This window comes from Bacteroides sp., from assembly GCF_029057325.1.
GTDB lineage: Bacteria > Bacteroidota > Bacteroidia > Bacteroidales > Bacteroidaceae > Bacteroides.
In genome coordinates this window covers 38,051-55,334 of sequence record NZ_JAICZW010000042.1, presented here as the reverse complement: position 1 = coordinate 55,334, position 17,284 = coordinate 38,051, and the positions used below count along the sequence as shown (strand labels likewise).

General features: G+C 48.5%; 12 protein-coding genes. 9 read left to right on the top strand and 3 right to left on the bottom strand.

Features of this window, described 5'->3' with window-relative positions; genetic code table 11:
* Window positions 1-730 precede the first annotated feature (730 nt).
* From K2G43_RS02795 to fucP, 7 genes are all read left to right on the top strand, one after another.
* Entirely contained in the window at window positions 731-1,717 is a 987-nt protein-coding gene (locus K2G43_RS02795; RefSeq protein WP_300152917.1) for a GntR family transcriptional regulator, read from the top strand.
* Between the two features lie 127 nt (window positions 1,718-1,844).
* The gene (fucI, locus tag K2G43_RS02790; protein WP_297642299.1) at window positions 1,845-3,617 is read left to right on the top strand and encodes an L-fucose isomerase; all 1,773 of its coding nucleotides are present in this window, start codon (window positions 1,845-1,847) and stop codon (window positions 3,615-3,617) included.
* 109 nt (window positions 3,618-3,726) lie between these two features.
* Window positions 3,727-4,881 (top strand): lactaldehyde reductase, encoded by a 1,155-nt coding sequence (gene fucO / locus K2G43_RS02785; protein WP_297642300.1) that lies wholly within the window; start codon window positions 3,727-3,729, stop codon window positions 4,879-4,881.
* Window positions 4,878-5,516 (top strand): class II aldolase/adducin family protein, encoded by a 639-nt coding sequence (locus K2G43_RS02780; RefSeq protein ID WP_297642301.1) that lies wholly within the window; start codon window positions 4,878-4,880, stop codon window positions 5,514-5,516. Before fucO ends, K2G43_RS02780 begins: the two co-directional genes overlap by 4 nt.
* The gene (locus K2G43_RS02775) at window positions 5,513-6,862 is read left to right on the top strand and encodes a rhamnulokinase family protein (RefSeq protein WP_300152916.1); all 1,350 of its coding nucleotides are present in this window, start codon (window positions 5,513-5,515) and stop codon (window positions 6,860-6,862) included. The genes K2G43_RS02780 and K2G43_RS02775 overlap by 4 nt, the downstream gene beginning before the upstream one ends.
* A 25-nt stretch (window positions 6,863-6,887) precedes the next feature.
* Complete coding sequence (locus K2G43_RS02770) at window positions 6,888-7,268, top strand: L-rhamnose mutarotase (protein WP_297642303.1); 381 nt, start codon at window positions 6,888-6,890, stop codon at window positions 7,266-7,268.
* 44 nt (window positions 7,269-7,312) lie between these two features.
* Window positions 7,313-8,611 (top strand): L-fucose:H+ symporter permease, encoded by a 1,299-nt coding sequence (gene fucP / locus K2G43_RS02765; RefSeq protein WP_300152915.1) that lies wholly within the window; start codon window positions 7,313-7,315, stop codon window positions 8,609-8,611.
* A gap of 152 nt (window positions 8,612-8,763) precedes the next feature.
* Here fucP and K2G43_RS02760 read toward each other — a convergent pair whose 3' ends face one another.
* Complete coding sequence (locus K2G43_RS02760) at window positions 8,764-10,269, bottom strand: HAMP domain-containing sensor histidine kinase (protein ID WP_297642305.1); 1,506 nt, start codon at window positions 10,267-10,269, stop codon at window positions 8,764-8,766.
* A 75-nt stretch (window positions 10,270-10,344) separates the two neighbouring features.
* The gene (locus K2G43_RS02755; protein ID WP_300152914.1) at window positions 10,345-12,018 is read right to left on the bottom strand and encodes a nucleoside kinase; all 1,674 of its coding nucleotides are present in this window, start codon (window positions 12,016-12,018) and stop codon (window positions 10,345-10,347) included.
* An 82-nt stretch (window positions 12,019-12,100) separates the two neighbouring features.
* Between K2G43_RS02755 and K2G43_RS02750 the strand changes: the two genes are divergently transcribed.
* A complete protein-coding gene (locus tag K2G43_RS02750) occupies window positions 12,101-13,801 on the top strand; it encodes a Na/Pi cotransporter family protein (protein ID WP_297642307.1) in 1,701 nt (566 codons plus the stop codon).
* Here K2G43_RS02750 and rd read toward each other — a convergent pair.
* Window positions 13,798-13,959, bottom strand: coding sequence for a rubredoxin (rd, locus tag K2G43_RS02745; RefSeq protein ID WP_297642308.1), 162 nt, complete (start codon window positions 13,957-13,959; stop codon window positions 13,798-13,800). The two genes, K2G43_RS02750 and rd, sit on opposite strands and share 4 nt — an antisense overlap.
* A 612-nt stretch (window positions 13,960-14,571) precedes the next feature.
* Here rd and K2G43_RS02740 point away from each other — a divergent pair.
* A complete protein-coding gene (locus tag K2G43_RS02740) occupies window positions 14,572-17,277 on the top strand; it encodes a calcium-translocating P-type ATPase, PMCA-type (RefSeq protein WP_300152913.1) in 2,706 nt (901 codons plus the stop codon).
* Window positions 17,278-17,284 lie beyond the last annotated feature (7 nt).

Sequence of the window (17,284 nt, the reverse complement as noted above, 5' to 3'; positions counted from 1 at the left end):
ACCCTTTCCCCTTTTCCTTTTTGTTCTCCCTGTCTGCATCTTATCCCACCCCTACCAGGACCTATTCGGCTTCGGACGTTCTTCGGACAAACTCCACTCCCTAGGACCGAAGAATGTCCGAAGAACGTCCGAAGAAACACCGAAGAAAGTACGGAGCAGAAAAGGACCTGATAAGATGCGGGCAGGAGGAACAGAGGATAATGGAATTTGTGGGAGGGAGATTTTTTGTGTAAATATTTGTGATTTCCATTTCCTTTTAGAGGAACTAAAAGCCGATGCTCTTGTGCATATATGTGGTTGCAGAAGTATCGGTTTAAACTTTTCTAACTCTTTTAAATGCAAAAAGCGTGATGCAAAAGTTGTGGCTGCCGCATCAGCGGAGTTAATTCGCAGGCTTGCTGCTCAAAGTTTTATAATATACTGATTATCAGTGGCTGAAAAATGGGCTGACAGACACTTGTGTTCAACGTGACAAACACTTGTGTTCAAGCTGACAGACACAAGTGTTTGAGACGACAGACGCAAGTGTCTGTCAAACCGGGGAATATAGGGAAAATTGCAGAAGTTGTTTTCTGGTCGATTTAGTTCCATCAACAGGTTGGGACAAGACTTTGCCGTTTGGATAAAAAACGCCTCCGGATGTTTTTAAACATATAATATTCTTTTGCTGTGAGACACAAATTTCATTCCTTTGCATCAGAACAGTTCAGCACAGATAACAGCCTGAGTAATGAGAGATAAAGTGAACTTCGGACAGCAGTCCACAAAAGTAAAACAGCTGTCGGATATCATCGAACAGGATATCATGATGGGGAAGTACAAGACAGATACCGGTCTGCCTTCTATCAATTCTCTCAGTAAGGCTTATAACGTGTCGCGCGATACTGTCTTTAAGGCGTTTTCCGATTTGCGCGAGCGGAAGCTTATTGATTCTACTCCAGGCAAGGGGTATTATGTGAAAAACCGTCAGGAAAAGATATTTCTGCTGCTTGACGAGTATTCGCCTTTTAAGAATACATTGTATAACAGTTTCGTACGCAGACTATCCACGTCGTATAAAGTGGATTTGTGGTTTCATCAATACAATGAGCATATTTTCAATACGATATTGCACGAAGCCATAGGCCGCTATAATTATTATGTGGTGATGAACTTTGATAATGCGAGATTCTCTCCTTTGTTCCATAAGATCAACCCTTCGCGTCTGTTGTTGCTCGACTTCGGAAGGTTTGAGAAAGAGAATTATTCTTATATATGCCAGAATTTTGATGATGAATTTTATAATGTCCTTGTGCAACTGACCGGGAGGCTGAAGAAATATCGTAAGATTATATTCCAGCTGCCGGTCGATTCCAAGCATCCCCGCGTGTCGGCAGATAGTTTCAGGCAGTATTGTCGTGATAATGATTTCATTTCTGAAATTTCAGAGCTTGAGGACATTACAGATGTGGAGAAAGAGGTGGCTTATATCGTTATACGGCAGACGGATGTTGTGAACATCATAAAACGAAGTAGGGAAAAAGGCATGAAGTGCGGACGCGATTTTGGTATTATTGCATACAATGATACGCCCGCATACGAGGTGATAGACGACGGAATCACTGCTTTGAGTGTAAATTGGGATGAAATGGGGAGGCTGGCTGCAAAATTTATACTTACGGGCGAAGCCGTTCAGACTTATCTCCACACGGAGGTGCATTTGCGAAGTTCGGTATGATTTCAGCCTTATCCGGATGTTGTTATACTTTTGTTTACAGAGAAGTCTGCATAGTTCAGCATAGCTTTCCTATGCCGGAATATGTGAGTAAAAATATCAAATACCAATTCTATAAATTGTCGAAACAATGAAAAATTATCCGAAAATCGGGATTCGTCCCACAATCGACGGACGTCAGGGTGGTGTCCGCGAGAGCCTTGAAGAAAAGACTATGAACCTTGCCAAAGCCGTGGCTGAACTCATTTCTTCTAACTTGAAGAATGGAGACGGAAGCCCGGTTGAATGTGTGATTGCCGATTCTACGATAGGGCGTGTGGCTGAAAGTGCTGCTTGTGCGGAAAAGTTTGAACGTGAAGGGGTAGGCGCTACTATTACGGTTACCTCTTGCTGGTGCTATGGAGCTGAGACGATGGATATGAACCCTTATTATCCGAAGGCTGTCTGGGGATTTAACGGAACCGAAAGACCGGGAGCTGTCTATCTGGCAGCTGTGCTTGCCGGACACGCACAGAAGGGCTTGCCTGCTTTTGGCATCTATGGACGTGATGTGCAGGATCTTGAGGACAACACAATTCCGGCTGATGTGGCTGAGAAAATACTCCGTTTCGCACGTGCGGCACAGGCTGTGGCCACCATGCGCGGCAAGTCATATCTTTCTATGGGCAGTGTGTCGATGGGCATTGCGGGGTCTATCGTAAATCCCGATTTCTTCCAAGAGTATCTTGGAATGCGCAATGAATCGGTTGACCTTACAGAAATAATCCGCCGTATGACCGAAGGCATCTATGACCAGGAAGAATATGCCAAGGCTATGGCATGGACAGAGAAGTATTGCAAGAAGAACGAAGGTCATGATTTCAATACTGATGCAAAGAAAAAGACGCGTGAAGAAAAGGATGCCGATTGGGAATTTATCGTTAAGATGACAATCATCATGCGCGACCTGATGACCGGTAATCCCAAACTCAAGGAGATGGGATTCAAGGAAGAGGCGCTCGGACATAATGCGATTGCGGCCGGATTCCAAGGCCAGCGTCAGTGGACAGACTTCTATCCGAACGGTGACTATTCGGAAGCGCTGCTTAATACATCGTTTGACTGGAACGGCATCCGTGAGGCATTTGTGGTAGCGACAGAGAATGACGCCTGCAACGGGGTGGCCATGCTCTTCGGACATCTGTTGACAAACCGTGCGCAGATCTTCTCGGATGTACGTACATACTGGAGCCCTGAAGCCGTAAAGCGTGTAACGGGAAAAGAACTTACCGGATTGGCAGAGAACGGTATCATACACCTTATCAACTCAGGTGCCACTACGCTTGACGGTACAGGCCAGCAGACTGATGCCGAAGGAAATCCTGTCATGAAGCCGGCTTGGGAAATTACAGATGCGGAAGTGGAGAAATGTCTGGAAGCTACGACATGGTATCCTGCCAACAGAGATTATTTCCGTGGCGGCGGTTTCTCTTCAAACTTCCTCTCAAAAGGTGGTATGCCTGTCACGATGAGCCGTTTGAACCTGGTGAAAGGCCTTGGTCCCGTGCTTCAGATTGCAGAAGGCTGGACGGTGGAAATAGACCCCGAAATACATAAGCTTCTTGACGAACGCACTGACCGTACATGGCCTACGACATGGTTCGTACCGCGTTTGTGCGATAAACCGGCATTCAAGGATGTATATTCGGTAATGAACAACTGGGGCGCAAACCACGGAGCAATCAGCTATGGCCACATCGGTCAGGATTTGATTACATTGGCTTCCATGCTTCGCATCCCCGTATGTATGCACAATGTGGACGAAGATAAAATTTTCCGTCCGGCAGCATGGAATGCATTCGGTATGGATAAGGAAGGGGCCGACTATAGAGCTTGCCAGAATTATGGACCTATCTATAAGTAAAAGCGAGTAGATTATTACTGATTATTTATGTTATAGTTAATTGGGGAGATTATGAACAGGTAGTGGATCTTTTTACTGCCTGTTCGTAACTTCATAAAATCTGATTGTTATGATAAACAGATTCATTTTGAACGAAGTTTCTTACTTCGGTCCGGGAGCCAGAGAAGTGCTTCCCAAAGAAATATCACGCCTTGGGCTTAAAAAAGCCTTTGTTGCCACAGACAAGGACTTGATAAAGTTCGGTGTAGCCGATAAGGTGTTGTCCGTATTGCGCGATGCGAATATCCCATACGAAGTGTTCAGCGAAATCAAACAGAACCCTACCGTTTCAAATGTGAAGGCGGGCCTTTCGGCATACGCGGCTTCCGGAGCGGATTTCATTATTGCCATTGGTGGTGGCTCATCCATGGATACGGCCAAGGCTATAGGCATCATAACCAATAACCCCGAATTCTCCGATGTCGTATCACTCGAAGGAGTGGCTGATACAAAGAAGAAGTCAGTGCCCATAATCGCTCTTCCGACTACGGCCGGAACAGCAGCCGAGGTCACAATCAACTATGTGATAACCGATGAGGAAAACCATAAAAAGATGGTTTGTGTCGATCCTAACGATATTCCTGCCATCGCGATAGTGGATGCCGAATTGATGTACACTCTTCCCAAAAGCCTGACTGCCGCTACGGGTCTTGATGCCCTTACTCATGCCGTAGAAGGCTTGATAACCAAAGGCGCGTGGGAGATGAGTGACATGTTCGAAATCAAGGCCATCGAGATGATAGCCCGCTATCTTGAAACTGCCGTAAATGAACCGGACAATGCAGATGCTCGTAACGGAATGGCGGTGGCGCAATATATAGCCGGTATGGCATTTTCAAATGTAGGCTTGGGAGTGGTACACGGAATGGCACATCCGTTGGGTGCAATCTTTGATATACCTCACGGTGTGGCCAACGCATTACTTTTGCCTACAATCATGGAATTCAATGCTTCAGCAGCGCTTGATAAGTATGTGGACATCGCTAAGGCAATGAATGTGTATTCGGCAGGCATGAGCAAGGAAGAGGCAGCCGATGCGGCGGTAAAGGCTGTTAAGGAGCTTGCCGTGCGTGTGGGAATTCCTCAGCATCTCTCAGAGTTGGGTGTGAAGGCAGAAGATCTTCCCCGTCTTGCCAAGGCGGCATACGCAGATGTATGTACTCCCGGTAACCCACGTGAAGTGACAGAAGAAATTATTTTGGATTTATATAAGAAAGTATTATGATAACGAACGAACAAATAGAGAAATTCATTTCAGAAGCTCACCGTGTAGGTGATGCAGGTTTGACAATATGCAGTAGCGGTAACATTTCCTGGAGAGTAGGCGATGAGGTACTTTTGTCGGGAACAGGCTCATGGGTGCCTTCGCTGTCTAAAGAAAAGGTGGCGGTATGCAAACTGGAGACTGGCGAAGTGCTTAATGGGGTAAAGCCGACCATGGAAAACGGTTTTCATCTTGGAGTGTTGAGGGAAAGACCGGACGTAAACGTGGTTCTGCACTTCCAGTCGCCATACGCAACGGCGGTGGCTTGCATGAAGGAGTTGCCGAATGACTATAATGTTACGGCAGAAGTGCCCTGCCATGTAGGCTCTTCCATACCGGTGGTGCCCTATTACCGACCCGGATCGAAAGAACTTGCGGACGCTGTGATAGCTGCCATGAAAGAGCATAATTCTGTTCTTCTCAGAAAGCATGGGCAGGTGGTTTGCGGCAAAAACTTTGATGAGGCTTTCGAAAGAGCCATGTTCTTTGAAATGGCGTGTAGAATCATCTTATTGACAGGTGGAAAATATGAAACGCTGACAAATGCTGAGATAGACGATTTGGAAACCTACGTTCTTGGAAAGAAAACGAAATGAAAGAAGCGACTTTAGCTATAGACTTCGGAGGAGGTAGCGGGCGGGTGATTGCCGGCTACACCTCCGATGGTGAACTCTGCTTGGATACGATATATCGTTTTCAGAACAGGCAGGTCAGGATGGGGGGGCATCTCTATTGGGATTTCCTTTCTCTTTTTGAAGACATGAAGAGTGGAATACGGATGGCTGTTGAAAAAGGGTATAAGATAAACAGCATCGGCATTGATACGTGGGGCGTGGATTTCGGATTGATTGACAAGAACGGGAACCTGATTGGAAACCCGGTCTGCTACCGTGACAGCCGCACTGACGGCATGCCTGAGAAAGTCTTCAGCTTGATTGACCGGAGCGAGCATTATTCGGTAAGCGGGACACAGGTGATGTCCATAAACACCTTGTTCCAGCTCTATGCCATGAAGGAGGAAAACAACCCGTTGCTTGCTGTGGCCGACAAACTGTTGTTCATGCCGGATTTGTTCAGTTACTTCCTGACCGGTGTCGCCAACAATGAATACAGCATAGCCTCCACCTCCGAGCTGATGGATATCAAGGCCCGTGCGTGGAATTATGGGCTGATCAGGGAACTCGGACTGCCCGAACATCTTTTCTGCGACATCGTAATGCCCGGACAGGAAAGAGGAGTTCTGAAACCGGAGATAAGGGAAGAACTCGGACTAGACTATGATGTGAAGGTAGTGGCAGTGGCGTCGCATGACACGGCAAGTGCCGTATATGGGGTGCCGGTTAAAGAGGACGGGAAGGTTACGGCCTTTTTGAGTTCAGGTACATGGTCTTTGCTCGGAGTGGTGACCGATGAGCCGATTCTTTCGGAAGAAGCCAGAATCAACGGCTTTACAAACGAAGGCGGTGTGGATGGAAAAATATGCTTCCTCCAGAATATCACAGGACTATGGATTCTTCAGAAACTTATGTCGGAATGGGCGGAAGAGGGTCGATGTACGGAATATGACGTGCTGATTCCTGCTGCGGAAGAAGCCGACATCTCATCTGTGGTGGATGTTGACAATAGCTCCTTCACCAGTCCTCTCAATATGGCGGAGGCTATAAGTGCCTATTGTAAGGAAAGCGGACAGCAGGTTCCACAGACACAGGGAGAATTTGTGAAATGTGTTTTGATGTCGTTGGCAGAGAGATACAGGAAAGGCATAGAGGGACTTGACAAGTTGCTGCCTCGACCGGTCGAAAGGCTTCATATCATAGGAGGAGGTTCGCAGAATAAATATCTCAATCGGTTGACGGCATTGGCAACAGGCCTTGAGGTGGAAGCCGGTCCTGTCGAAGCTACGGCAATTGGCAACATCCTGGTTCAGACCAGATATAAATGAATGTGAAACATTAAAATTATAACGGATGGAAAACAAAGGATATGCAGTAAAAAATCACGGCTGCAATGTGAAGAGATATTGTAGGACAATGGATTTAAGGGATAATCCGGAACTGATAGCCGAGTACAAGTTGCGTCACAACAAGGAAAAGGTATGGCCTGAAGTGCTTGAGGGCATACGCCGTGTAGGCATACTGGAAATGGAAATATACCTCCTGGGAACAAGGCTTTTCATGATTGTGGAAACTCCTTTGGATTTTGACTGGGACACTGCCATGGAGAAACTTGCCGGATTGCCCCGCCAACAAGAGTGGGAAGATTATATGTCCATATTCCAGTGTTCTGAACCGGGAAGCACCTCTTCCGAAAAATGGCAGCCGATGGAAAGGATGTTCTATCTGTATTGAAACCTGATTCCTTTCGTCTTAATTTATTAACCTTAAAATTATTCATGAAACAATCCATTATTAGTAAAGACGGGGTCAGCTATTTGTACCCTTTCATATTGGTTACAATGTGTTTTGCCCTATGGGGATTTGCGAACGATATTACCAATCCAATGGTAAAGGCCTTTTCCAAAATCTTCAGAATGAGCGTGACCGACGGTGCTTTGATACAAGTGGCTTTTTATGGCGGATATTTTGCCATGGCTTTTCCTGCTGCCATGTTTATCCGGAAATATACCTATAAGGCAGGGGTGTTGTTGGGTCTGGGATTATATGCTTTGGGTGCATTGGCCTTTTTCCCGGCAAAACTTACGGGAGACTATTATCCTTTCCTCTTGGCATACTTTGTTATGACATGCGGACTGTCTTTCCTTGAGACCAGTTGCAACCCTTATATCCTTTCTATGGGGACGGAAGAGACGGCGACACGTCGCCTTAACCTTGCGCAGGCATTCAATCCTATTGGCTCGCTGATGGGTATGTATGTGGCGATGAACTTCATCCAAAATAAGTTGCATCCTATGGATACTGCCGAGAGGGCATTGCTGAGCCCGGCAGAGTTCGAAGCTGTCAAGGAATCCGATTTGTCTGTGCTTATAGCGCCTTATCTTGTGATAGGGCTGGTGATAATAGCGATGTTTGTAGTCATCCGAATGTCGAAGATGCCCAGAAATGCCGACCAGTCGCATTCCATTGATTTTATCCCTACATTGAAGCGCATCTTCTCGCGAAGCAGCTATAAATATGGGGTCGTCGCACAGTTCTTTTATGTGGGCGCACAGATCATGTGCTGGACGTTTATCATACAGTACGGCACTCATCTGTTCATGTCGCAGGGGATGGAGGAACAGGCAGCCGAGGTTCTGTCTCAGAAGTATAATATCGTGGCAATGGTGATGTTCTGCATCAGCCGTTTTGTCTGTACCTTCATGCTTCGTTTCGTAAAGCCCGGAATGTTGCTGATGGTGCTTTCGTTTGCTGCAATCCTGCTTACGACAGGTGTTGTCCTTCTTCAGAATATCTGGGGCATGTATTGTCTGGTGGGAGTGTCCGTGTGTATGTCGTTGATGTTCCCTACAATTTATGGTATAGCATTGAAAGGCATGGGCGACGATGCCAAGTTTGGTGCGGCAGGACTTATCATGGCCATTTTAGGAGGTTCGATATTGCCTCCGCTTCAGGCATCTATCATCGATTGTAAAACGCTGTTTGGCATGCCCGCGGTTAATCTGTCGTTCATATTGCCGTTGTTCTGTTTTGTAGTGATAGTGACTTATGGATATCGGATGAGACGAGAACGATAAAAAGAGGAGCTTTTGTGGAGGTGTGTCAAGAACTCATCATGGCACACGGATGACACAGGAGTAAATAGAAGACCGCAGATTCTTTCTTTTTTGTAAATCAATCAGAGAGAATCTGCGGTCTTCTTTTCTTTGATATTTGTATTCTCAATGTCTTATGCGTGCAGCTCCAGCACGAAGCGTGCGCCTTTGGTGTAGCTGCCATCCAAGGTCAGCGAGCCGTTCATCTTGGTGGCTATCAGCGAGCAGATGGGCAGGCCGAGGCCGTCGCCTTGGGTCAGGTCTTTCACTTCGGTGAAGGGCTTGAAGATGTTTTCACGTTGCTCTTCGGGAATGCCGCAGCCGGTGTCGCTGACGATGAACTGGTGGGTATGTGCACCGCGTTTCTTGAAGTCGAGCCATATTTTACCGCCGGCAGGCGTGTATTCGGCGGCGTTCGTCAGCAGGTGCAGCAATACACGTTCCAGTTGTTCGGGGTTGATTTTCACATTCAGTTTGGGAGCGTTGACGGCGAGGGAGACATCTTCCTGAGTCTTTCCCTTAATCTTGTCCATGATGCTCTCGCAGAAGTTGGAGATGTTCTTTTCCTGCATTTCGTAAGGTTCGGATAGCGTGCTCTCCAGTTCAGACAACTCTTGGATGTGGTTGGCAAAGATGTGCAGCGCCTTTACTCCCGGCAGCGAAGCATCGAGTGTGTTCAGTGTCGGCTCCATTTGGGCGGAAATGTTCTGAATGAACTTGGTCTTCAGCTCGTTGTGTTCGTTGGCGATGCAGATGGCTTTCTTCTGCTTGCGGGTGAGCACGATGAAGCGCAGCAATACGATGGCACCGAATATCAGTACGGCAGCGAGGATGGCGGCCAGTGCGCATAGCCCGATGATGATGTATTGTTTGGCACTCAGCGAGTCGTCTTTCTCCTGAATGGTGGCCAGGCTCTCGTCGTACTTTCTTTTCAGTACATTCAGCTCATCTTGTGCGGTGAGCGCTTTTACGGAGTCGGTCCAAAGGATGTACTTGTCGTAGGTGCGTGCCACCAGTCCGGCATTGTTGGCTTTGCGGGCTATACCGATAAGCGTCTTGTAGCATTCGTCTATCTTGGCATAGTTTTTCAGCTCTTTGTATTGCCCTATCAGGCGGTTGATGGCGGCATCCCCTTGTGCGTTCAAACCGAAGGTGTAGTAGTAGTTGGCTTGTGTATAGAGAAGGTCGTTGTTCAAGGAGTCGTTGCGTGAAGCTTTGGCTGTCTCTTCCAGACGTGCCAGTTGCTCTTTGGCTCGTGCCGGATTTTTCAGGTTGATGTACATCTGCAAGCGTTCTTTACTGATACGGAAATGCAGTTCGGGCATGGCCTTTTCGGTCTTCTGCTCGCCGGTAGTCACCACCTGTTCGGCACTGCGTAGCAGCTCGAAGGCCTCTTTATAATAGTTTTCCCGGTGATAGAGGGCACTGGCATGGATGCCGCACTCTACTGCTTTGTCATAACTATTCCGGGTTGCGAAAGCATTGTAAGCCTGTAAGAAAAGGTAGCGTGCTTTGATATACTCCTTCTTCGCAAGGCTTTCTTGTGCTTGCTTCATAAGTTCGTCTGCACGGCTTTGTGCATGGATTTGGCCGCAAATACATAAGGTGGCCAACAGAAGTATTGAAATGATTCTTTTCATACGTTGAATTGTTTGATTCGTTCGCAAAGGTAGAATAAATAATTGACAATTGATAATCGGCAATTGATAATTCATTCAATACTTAAAACTGCTGCCGCCTAAAAATTCTCTCAGCAAAGAGGTTGGCGGAATCTCTTTGTCCTGTACAGGAATAAAGTATTTGATGAATTTCAACAATCGGTAGGCCTCTGCATATTCCGGACAGTTGCGGGGGACGCTGTTCAAGATGGGTTCTGCGTGGCTGCGCAAGACGGCAAACTCGAACAGCAGGGCGGAGTTGAACATGACATCGGCGTTTTCCTGGTAGGGGAATATCCATTTGTCTTCGCCCGCCCGCACGCTGGGCCAGCGTGAGATGGTTTCTTCTGCCGAATAGCCACGGTAGTTGTAGTCGCGGATGATGCGGCGCAGCAAGCGGTTGTCGGTTGTGGGAATCCAGTTGTGGTCGTCCAGCGAGATGGTGGTCAGGGCAGATACGTAGATTTTGTACTTGTTTTCCGCCGGAATCTGTGGGGTCAGTTCGGGATTCAAGGCGTGGATGCCTTCCAAAATGAGCACGGTATGATTGTCGATGCGCAGTTTTTCGCCTCTGTACTCTTTTTTACCGGTGGTGAAGTTGAAGCGGGGCAGTTCCACCTCCTCTCCTCGGAGCAATGCTTGTAGCTGGGTGTTGAACAGGTTGAGATCGAGGGCATAGAGAGATTCGTAGTCGTAATGACCGTTTTCGTCAAGGGGCGTGTCTTCACGGTTTACGAAGTAGTCGTCCAGTGAGATGGGGTAGGGGCGCAGACCGTTGGCCATCAGTTGCACGCTGAGACGTTTGCTGAAGGTGGTCTTGCCGGAAGACGAGGGACCGGAGATAAGCACCAGCTTGACGCCGTTTTCGTTCTGGTTGCGTCGGTATATTTCATCGGCAATCTGTGCTATCTTCTTTTCTTGCAGGGCTTCGGCCACGTTGATGAGATCGGTGGCATGTCCCTTTTCACAGGCCAGGTTGAAGTCGCCGGCGTTGTTCAGCCCCATGATGTAGTTCCAGCGCAAGTGCTCTTTGAATACGTCAAGCATCTTCTCTTGTTTCACCACCTCTTCCAGTACATTCGGATTCTCTTTGTTGGGGATGCGCAGCAGCAGGCCGTCGTAGTATTTCACGATGTCGAACAGCCAGATATGGCCGGTGCTTGGCAGGAGGTTACCGTAATAATAGTCAATGGTGTCTCCCAAAGTATAATAATAGGTATAGAGGGAGCCGGAAGTTTCCAGCAGTTTCACTTTGTCGTCCATTCCCCGTTCGCTGAAGATGCGCACCGCTTCGGAGGTTTGGCACTCCATGCGGTGGTAGGGTATGTCTTCGGCGATGATTTCCTGCATCCGTTTCTTGATGGTGATGACATCTTCCAGTTCGATGGGGCGGCCGATGCGCAGGTTGCAGAAGTAACCTTTGGAAACGGGATGCTCCACGTATAGTTTGCCGTTGGGAAACAGTTCGCTGACGGCCTTGTAGAGTATGAAGCAGAGCGAACGGACGTAGGTTCGCATCCCCGAAGAGTCGCGTATGGTGAGGAATTCCACGTCTTTGTTGTTATATACGCGGAAGTTCAGTCCCTCGGAACGGTTGTTTACCTTGGCGCTGACCACCCGGCCGGGGAGTTCCGGATGAAAACCGGAATAAATATCCAAAAGTGTGCTTCCGATAGGGAATTTTTGGAAAATATTGTTATTTTTGCAACAAATTTGTACCGTATGTTCCATAATGCTCTGCTTTTAAAAGTTTAATACGTTAAATATAGGCATTATAACATACGAAAGAATGAAACACCTTAAATAATTAAAGATGGAATATTCTTTTTATGATCTTTTAAAGCTGTTAGGCTCGTTGGCTTTGTTCCTGTATGGTATGAAGATTATGAGCGAGGGACTACAGAAGTTTGCCGGTGACAGATTGAGAACCATTCTGACGGCAATGACCACGAATCGGGTGACCGGCGTATTGACCGGAATTTTGATTACCGCTCTGATTCAATCCTCTTCGGCAACCACAGTGATGGTGGTAAGTTTCGTTAATGCAGGTTTACTTACACTTTCCCAGTCTATTGGCGTGATTATGGGTGCCAATGTGGGTACCACGGTTACTGCCTGGCTCATTTCGGTTTTCGGGTTCAAGGTCGATATCGCCTCCTTTGCGCTTCCCCTTCTGGCTATCGGCGTTCCGCTCCTCTTCTCACAAAAAAGTTCACGCAAGTCTATCGGTGAATTTATCTTCGGCTTCTCTTTCCTTTTCATGGGACTTTCCTATCTGCAACGCTATTCGCCCGATTTGGGGCAGAATCCCGAAATGCTGGCTTTTGTGCAAGAATGGACCGATTTGGGCTTCCTCTCCATCATCATATTTGTGTTGGTGGGTGCGGTGCTCACGATGATTGTGCAGGCTTCGGCGGCAACGATGGCCATCACGCTTATCATGTGTGCCAACGGCTGGATTAGCTTTGAGCTGGGTGCCGCGCTTGCTATGGGACAGAATATCGGTACGACAATTACTGCCAACTTGGCGGCTCTGACGGGTAATACGCAGGCACGACGGGCGGCGTTGGCTCACTTGCTGTTCAATGTGTTCGGCGTGGTGGTGGTGCTGATTATTTTCCATCCTTTCATCCGTTGCGTGTCGTGGTTTGTGAATGATGTGATGCATCAGGGAGGCGACCCCGCTTCGCAAGTGGCATTCGAGCTTTCCGCTTTTCATACGGCGTTCAACGTGTTCAATGTGTTGCTGCTTATCTGGTTTGTGAAGGCCATCGAACGAATTGTCTGCGTACTGCTTCCGTTGAAGGAGGTGGATGAAGAGTACCGTTTGCGCTTCATCTCCAGAGGCTTGCTCTCTACGGCCGAACTCTCCATCCTGGAGGCACGCAAGGAGATTCACCTCTTTGCCGAACGCACGCATCGCATGTTTGGCATGGTGCAGGACTTGCTTCATACAGAGAAAGATGATGATTTCAACAAGCTGTTCAGCCGCATCGAGAAATATGAGAATATCAGCGACAGTATGGAACTGGAGATTGCCAACTATCTGAACCAAGTATCCGAAGGGCGTTTGAGTTCAGAAAGTAAGTTGCAGATACGTGCCATGCTTCGTGAAGTGACGGAGATAGAGAGCATCGGTGACAGCTGCTACAACTTGGCACGTACCATCAACCGCCGCCGTCAGACCGATCAGGAATTCACGGAAAAGCAATATGGCCATATCCACTTCATGATGAAGCTGACGGATAGTGCGTTGGCACAGATGATTAAGGTAGTGGAGCGCCCCGAACATCAGAACATTGATGTCAATAAGTCGTTCAATATCGAAAACGAGATAAACAACTATCGCAACCAGCTGAAGAATCAGAATATCTTGGATGTGAACAACAAGGAATATGATTACCAGATGGGTGTCTATTACATGGATATCATTGCAGAATGCGAGAAGCTGGGCGACTACGTGGTGAACGTGGTGGAAGTCAGCAGCGATATAAAAGAGAAGAAAGCGCCTTAAGACGCTTTCTCAAATTCATCTTTGCCTACTCCGCACAGGGGGCAAACCCAATCATCGGGAACGTCTTCAAAGGGCGTTCCCGGTTCTATTCCATGCTCAGGGTCACCCAACTCGGGGTCGTAAACGTAGCCGCAAACGGTGCAAATGTACTTTTCCATAATTTCCTCCTTTTTTTAGGTTTATTCTTCTATAAGAACAGATGAACTTGTGCTTTTGTTCGGCGCTTCAGACGAAAATGTGACGGTAGTTCTTTAGGGAGGATAGGTATATAAGTTGGCGCCAACTCCTTCTGGTGTAGGAACCGTGATTTGAAAGTCGTAAATGTTTACACGAATCGTTCCCTTCGCGAACTCTTCCCCATCCTTTGTTCTTCCGGTCCGCGTCTTGTCAGGTCCTTTTCTGCTCCATAGTTTCTTCGGTGTTTCTTCGGACGTTCTTCGGACATTCTTCGGTCCTAGGGAGTGGAGTTTGTCCGAAGAACGTCCGAAGCCGAATAGGCCCTGGTAGGGGGCAGACCAGAGACAGGCCGGAAGAAAGGTGGAGAAGGCTGTTTTTTCACCAAGACGTGCCGGATGTGAGAGGGAGAAGGAAAATGCTTTACATTCTTTGTGCCGGTTAGAAAAAAGCAAAACAATTTTCCATCAGAATATGTTGGATTGTGAAAAGACGGAAGCTAATTTGAATGATTATATAAATTCAGGGTTATATGATGTCTTTACAGAATTATTATTGTACTTTTGCGTTCCCTAATCCAAATTTAAAAGAGCTTGATGACTGCAACAAAGGATAATCATACCCCTATCGGGCTGACCGATAAAGAGGTGCGGAAGAGCCGCGCCGCGCATGGGGTCAATCTGCTGACGCCTCCCGAACGGCCTTCTTTGTGGAAATTGTATCTGGAGAAATTTGAAGACCCTGTGGTGAGGGTGCTGTTGGTAGCTGCTTTGTTTTCACTGATTATTTCCATTGTAGAAGATGAATATGCCGAGACCATCGGCATCATAGCTGCCATCCTGCTGGCTACGGGCATCGGTTTTTTCTTCGAATATGATGCGGGTCGGAAATTCGACCTGCTGAATGCAGTGAACGAAGAGACGCTGGTGAAAGTGCTCCGCAACGGCCGCATACAGGAGATTCCCCGCAAGGAGGTGGTGGTGGGTGACATCGTGATGCTGGAGACCGGTGAGGAGGTTCCGGCCGATGGCGAACTGCTGGAAGCCGTCTCCCTGCAAGTGAACGAATCGAATCTGACCGGCGAGCCGATTGTGGCCAAGACGGTGGTGGAGGCCGATTTTGATGAAGAGGCAACGTATGCTTCCAATCGCATACTGCGTGGCACGACGGTTGTGGACGGACACGGGACGATGCGCGTGGAGGCCGTAGGAGATGCCACGGAGATAGGAAAAGTGGCACGACAAAGCACCGAGCATCATGCGGAACCCACTCCCCTGAACATTCAGCTTACCAAACTTGCCAATCTGATAGGTAAAATAGGCTTCTCCGTAGCCGGATTGGCATTCCTCATCTTCTTTGTGAAGGATGTGGTGTTGGTGTATGATTTCTCCTCTTTTCATACTTTCCGTGATTGGCTGCCTGCCTTGCGGGCTACGCTGGAGTATTTTATGATGGCGGTCACCCTGATTGTGGTTGCTGTTCCCGAAGGGCTGCCGATGAGCGTGACGCTCAGCCTGGCTCTGAATATGCGTCGCATGCTTTCTACCAACAACCTGGTGCGCAAGATGCACGCTTGCGAGACGATGGGTGCCATCACGGTGATTTGTACGGACAAGACGGGGACGCTGACTCAGAACCGCATGCAAGTCCATAAGGCCGATTTCTATGCGCTGAAGGGCGGCGGTAAGTTGGGCGACGATGATGTCAGCAAGCTGGTGATGGAGGGTATCAGCGCCAATTCCACCGCTTTCTTGGAAGAAGGAGTTTCCGGCGAGCGGCTGAAAGGGGTGGGCAATCCCACGGAAGTGGCTTTGCTGCTTTGGCTGAATGCGCAAGGACAGGACTACTTGTCGTTGCGTGAAGATGCTGTGGTCATCGACCAGCTGACCTTCTCCACAGAACGCAAGTTCATGGCCACACTGGTGCAGTCTTCCCTGTTGAGGAAAAAGATATTGTACGTGAAGGGTGCTCCCGAAATCGTGCTGGGCAAGTGCAAGGACGTGGTGTTGGATGGCAGGCGTGTGGATGCCGTAGAGTACCGCTCAACGGTAGAGGCGCAGTTGCGCGGTTATCAGGACATGGCGATGCGCACCCTTGGCTTTGCCTTCAAGATAATAGATGAAAAAGAAGGATCGGAGACGGATAATTCTCCATTCTCCATTCTCCATTCTCAATTGATAGAAGGCTTGTCCTTCCTTGGCGTGGCGGCCATCAGCGACCCTATCCGTCCGGATGTGCCTGCCGCTGTTGCAAAGTGCCGGTCGGCAGGTATCGGAGTGAAGATTGTGACGGGTGATACATCGGGCACAGCCACTGAGATAGCCCGCCAGATAGGCCTGTGGACACCGGAAGATACGGAGGAGAACCGCATTACGGGAGCCGCCTTCGCCGAACTGACGGATGAGGAGGCGTTGGAGCGCGTGACGGAGCTGAAGATTATGTCGCGTGCGCGTCCTACAGACAAGCAACGCCTGGTGCAGCTGTTGCAGCGAAAAGGTGAAGTGGTGGCGGTGACGGGCGATGGAACCAACGATGCCCCGGCATTGAACTACGCGCAAGTGGGACTCTCGATGGGTACGGGAACATCCGTAGCCAAGGAGGCGAGCGACATCACCCTGTTGGACGATTCGTTCGGCAGCATAGGCACGGCAGTGATGTGGGGCCGTTCTCTGTACAAGAACATTCAACGTTTCATCCTTTTTCAGCTGACAATCAACTTTGTGGCGCTGCTCATTGTGCTCTTGGGATCGCTGCTGGGCACTACCCTTCCGCTGACCGTCACGCAGATGCTGTGGGTGAACCTGATAATGGATACGTTCGCTGCATTGGCGCTGGCCTCCATTCCACCGAATGAAAACGTGATGAAAGAGAAGCCGCGCAAGAGTACGGACTTCATCATCACCTCGTCGATGGGGATGTTCATCTTTGGGATGGGGCTTGTTTTCTTGCTGTTGCTGATGGGATTGCTCTTCTGGTGCAATCAGGCAGACGGGGGGATGACGACTCGCCGCCTGACGATATTCTTCACGTTCTTCGTGATGCTTCAATTCTGGAACCTCTTCAATGCGCGGGTGTTCGGCACTACGGACTCGGCGTTCAAGGGGCTCTCCAAATCGTACGGAATGGAATTGGTTGTGTTTGCCATCTTTGTGGGGCAGGTACTCATTGTGCAGTTTGGCGGTAGCGTGTTCCGCACCGAACCGCTCGACCTCACTACGTGGGTGACAATTGTTGCTTCCACTTCCCTTGTGTTGTGGGCAGGCGAATTGTTCCGCTTTATCCGGCGTATTACTCAAAAATAGAGATTGG

What these genes read in the sequence shown, in the direction of transcription:
- K2G43_RS02795 (WP_300152917.1), top strand. Translation starts at nt 731, where the DNA reads ATGAGAGATAAAGTGAACTTCGGACAGCAGTCCACAAAAGTAAAACAG.
- fucI (WP_297642299.1), top strand. Translation starts at nt 1,845, where the DNA reads ATGAAAAATTATCCGAAAATCGGGATTCGTCCCACAATCGACGGACGT.
- fucO (WP_297642300.1), top strand. Translation starts at nt 3,727, where the DNA reads ATGATAAACAGATTCATTTTGAACGAAGTTTCTTACTTCGGTCCGGGA.
- K2G43_RS02780 (WP_297642301.1), top strand. Translation starts at nt 4,878, where the DNA reads ATGATAACGAACGAACAAATAGAGAAATTCATTTCAGAAGCTCACCGT.
- K2G43_RS02775 (WP_300152916.1), top strand. Translation starts at nt 5,513, where the DNA reads ATGAAAGAAGCGACTTTAGCTATAGACTTCGGAGGAGGTAGCGGGCGG.
- K2G43_RS02770 (WP_297642303.1), top strand. Translation starts at nt 6,888, where the DNA reads ATGGAAAACAAAGGATATGCAGTAAAAAATCACGGCTGCAATGTGAAG.
- fucP (WP_300152915.1), top strand. Translation starts at nt 7,313, where the DNA reads ATGAAACAATCCATTATTAGTAAAGACGGGGTCAGCTATTTGTACCCT.
- K2G43_RS02760 (WP_297642305.1), bottom strand. Translation starts at nt 10,269, where the DNA reads ATGAAAAGAATCATTTCAATACTTCTGTTGGCCACCTTATGTATTTGC.
- K2G43_RS02755 (WP_300152914.1), bottom strand. Translation starts at nt 12,018, where the DNA reads ATGGAACATACGGTACAAATTTGTTGCAAAAATAACAATATTTTCCAA.
- K2G43_RS02750 (WP_297642307.1), top strand. Translation starts at nt 12,101, where the DNA reads ATGGAATATTCTTTTTATGATCTTTTAAAGCTGTTAGGCTCGTTGGCT.
- rd (WP_297642308.1), bottom strand. Translation starts at nt 13,959, where the DNA reads ATGGAAAAGTACATTTGCACCGTTTGCGGCTACGTTTACGACCCCGAG.
- K2G43_RS02740 (WP_300152913.1), top strand. Translation starts at nt 14,572, where the DNA reads ATGACTGCAACAAAGGATAATCATACCCCTATCGGGCTGACCGATAAA.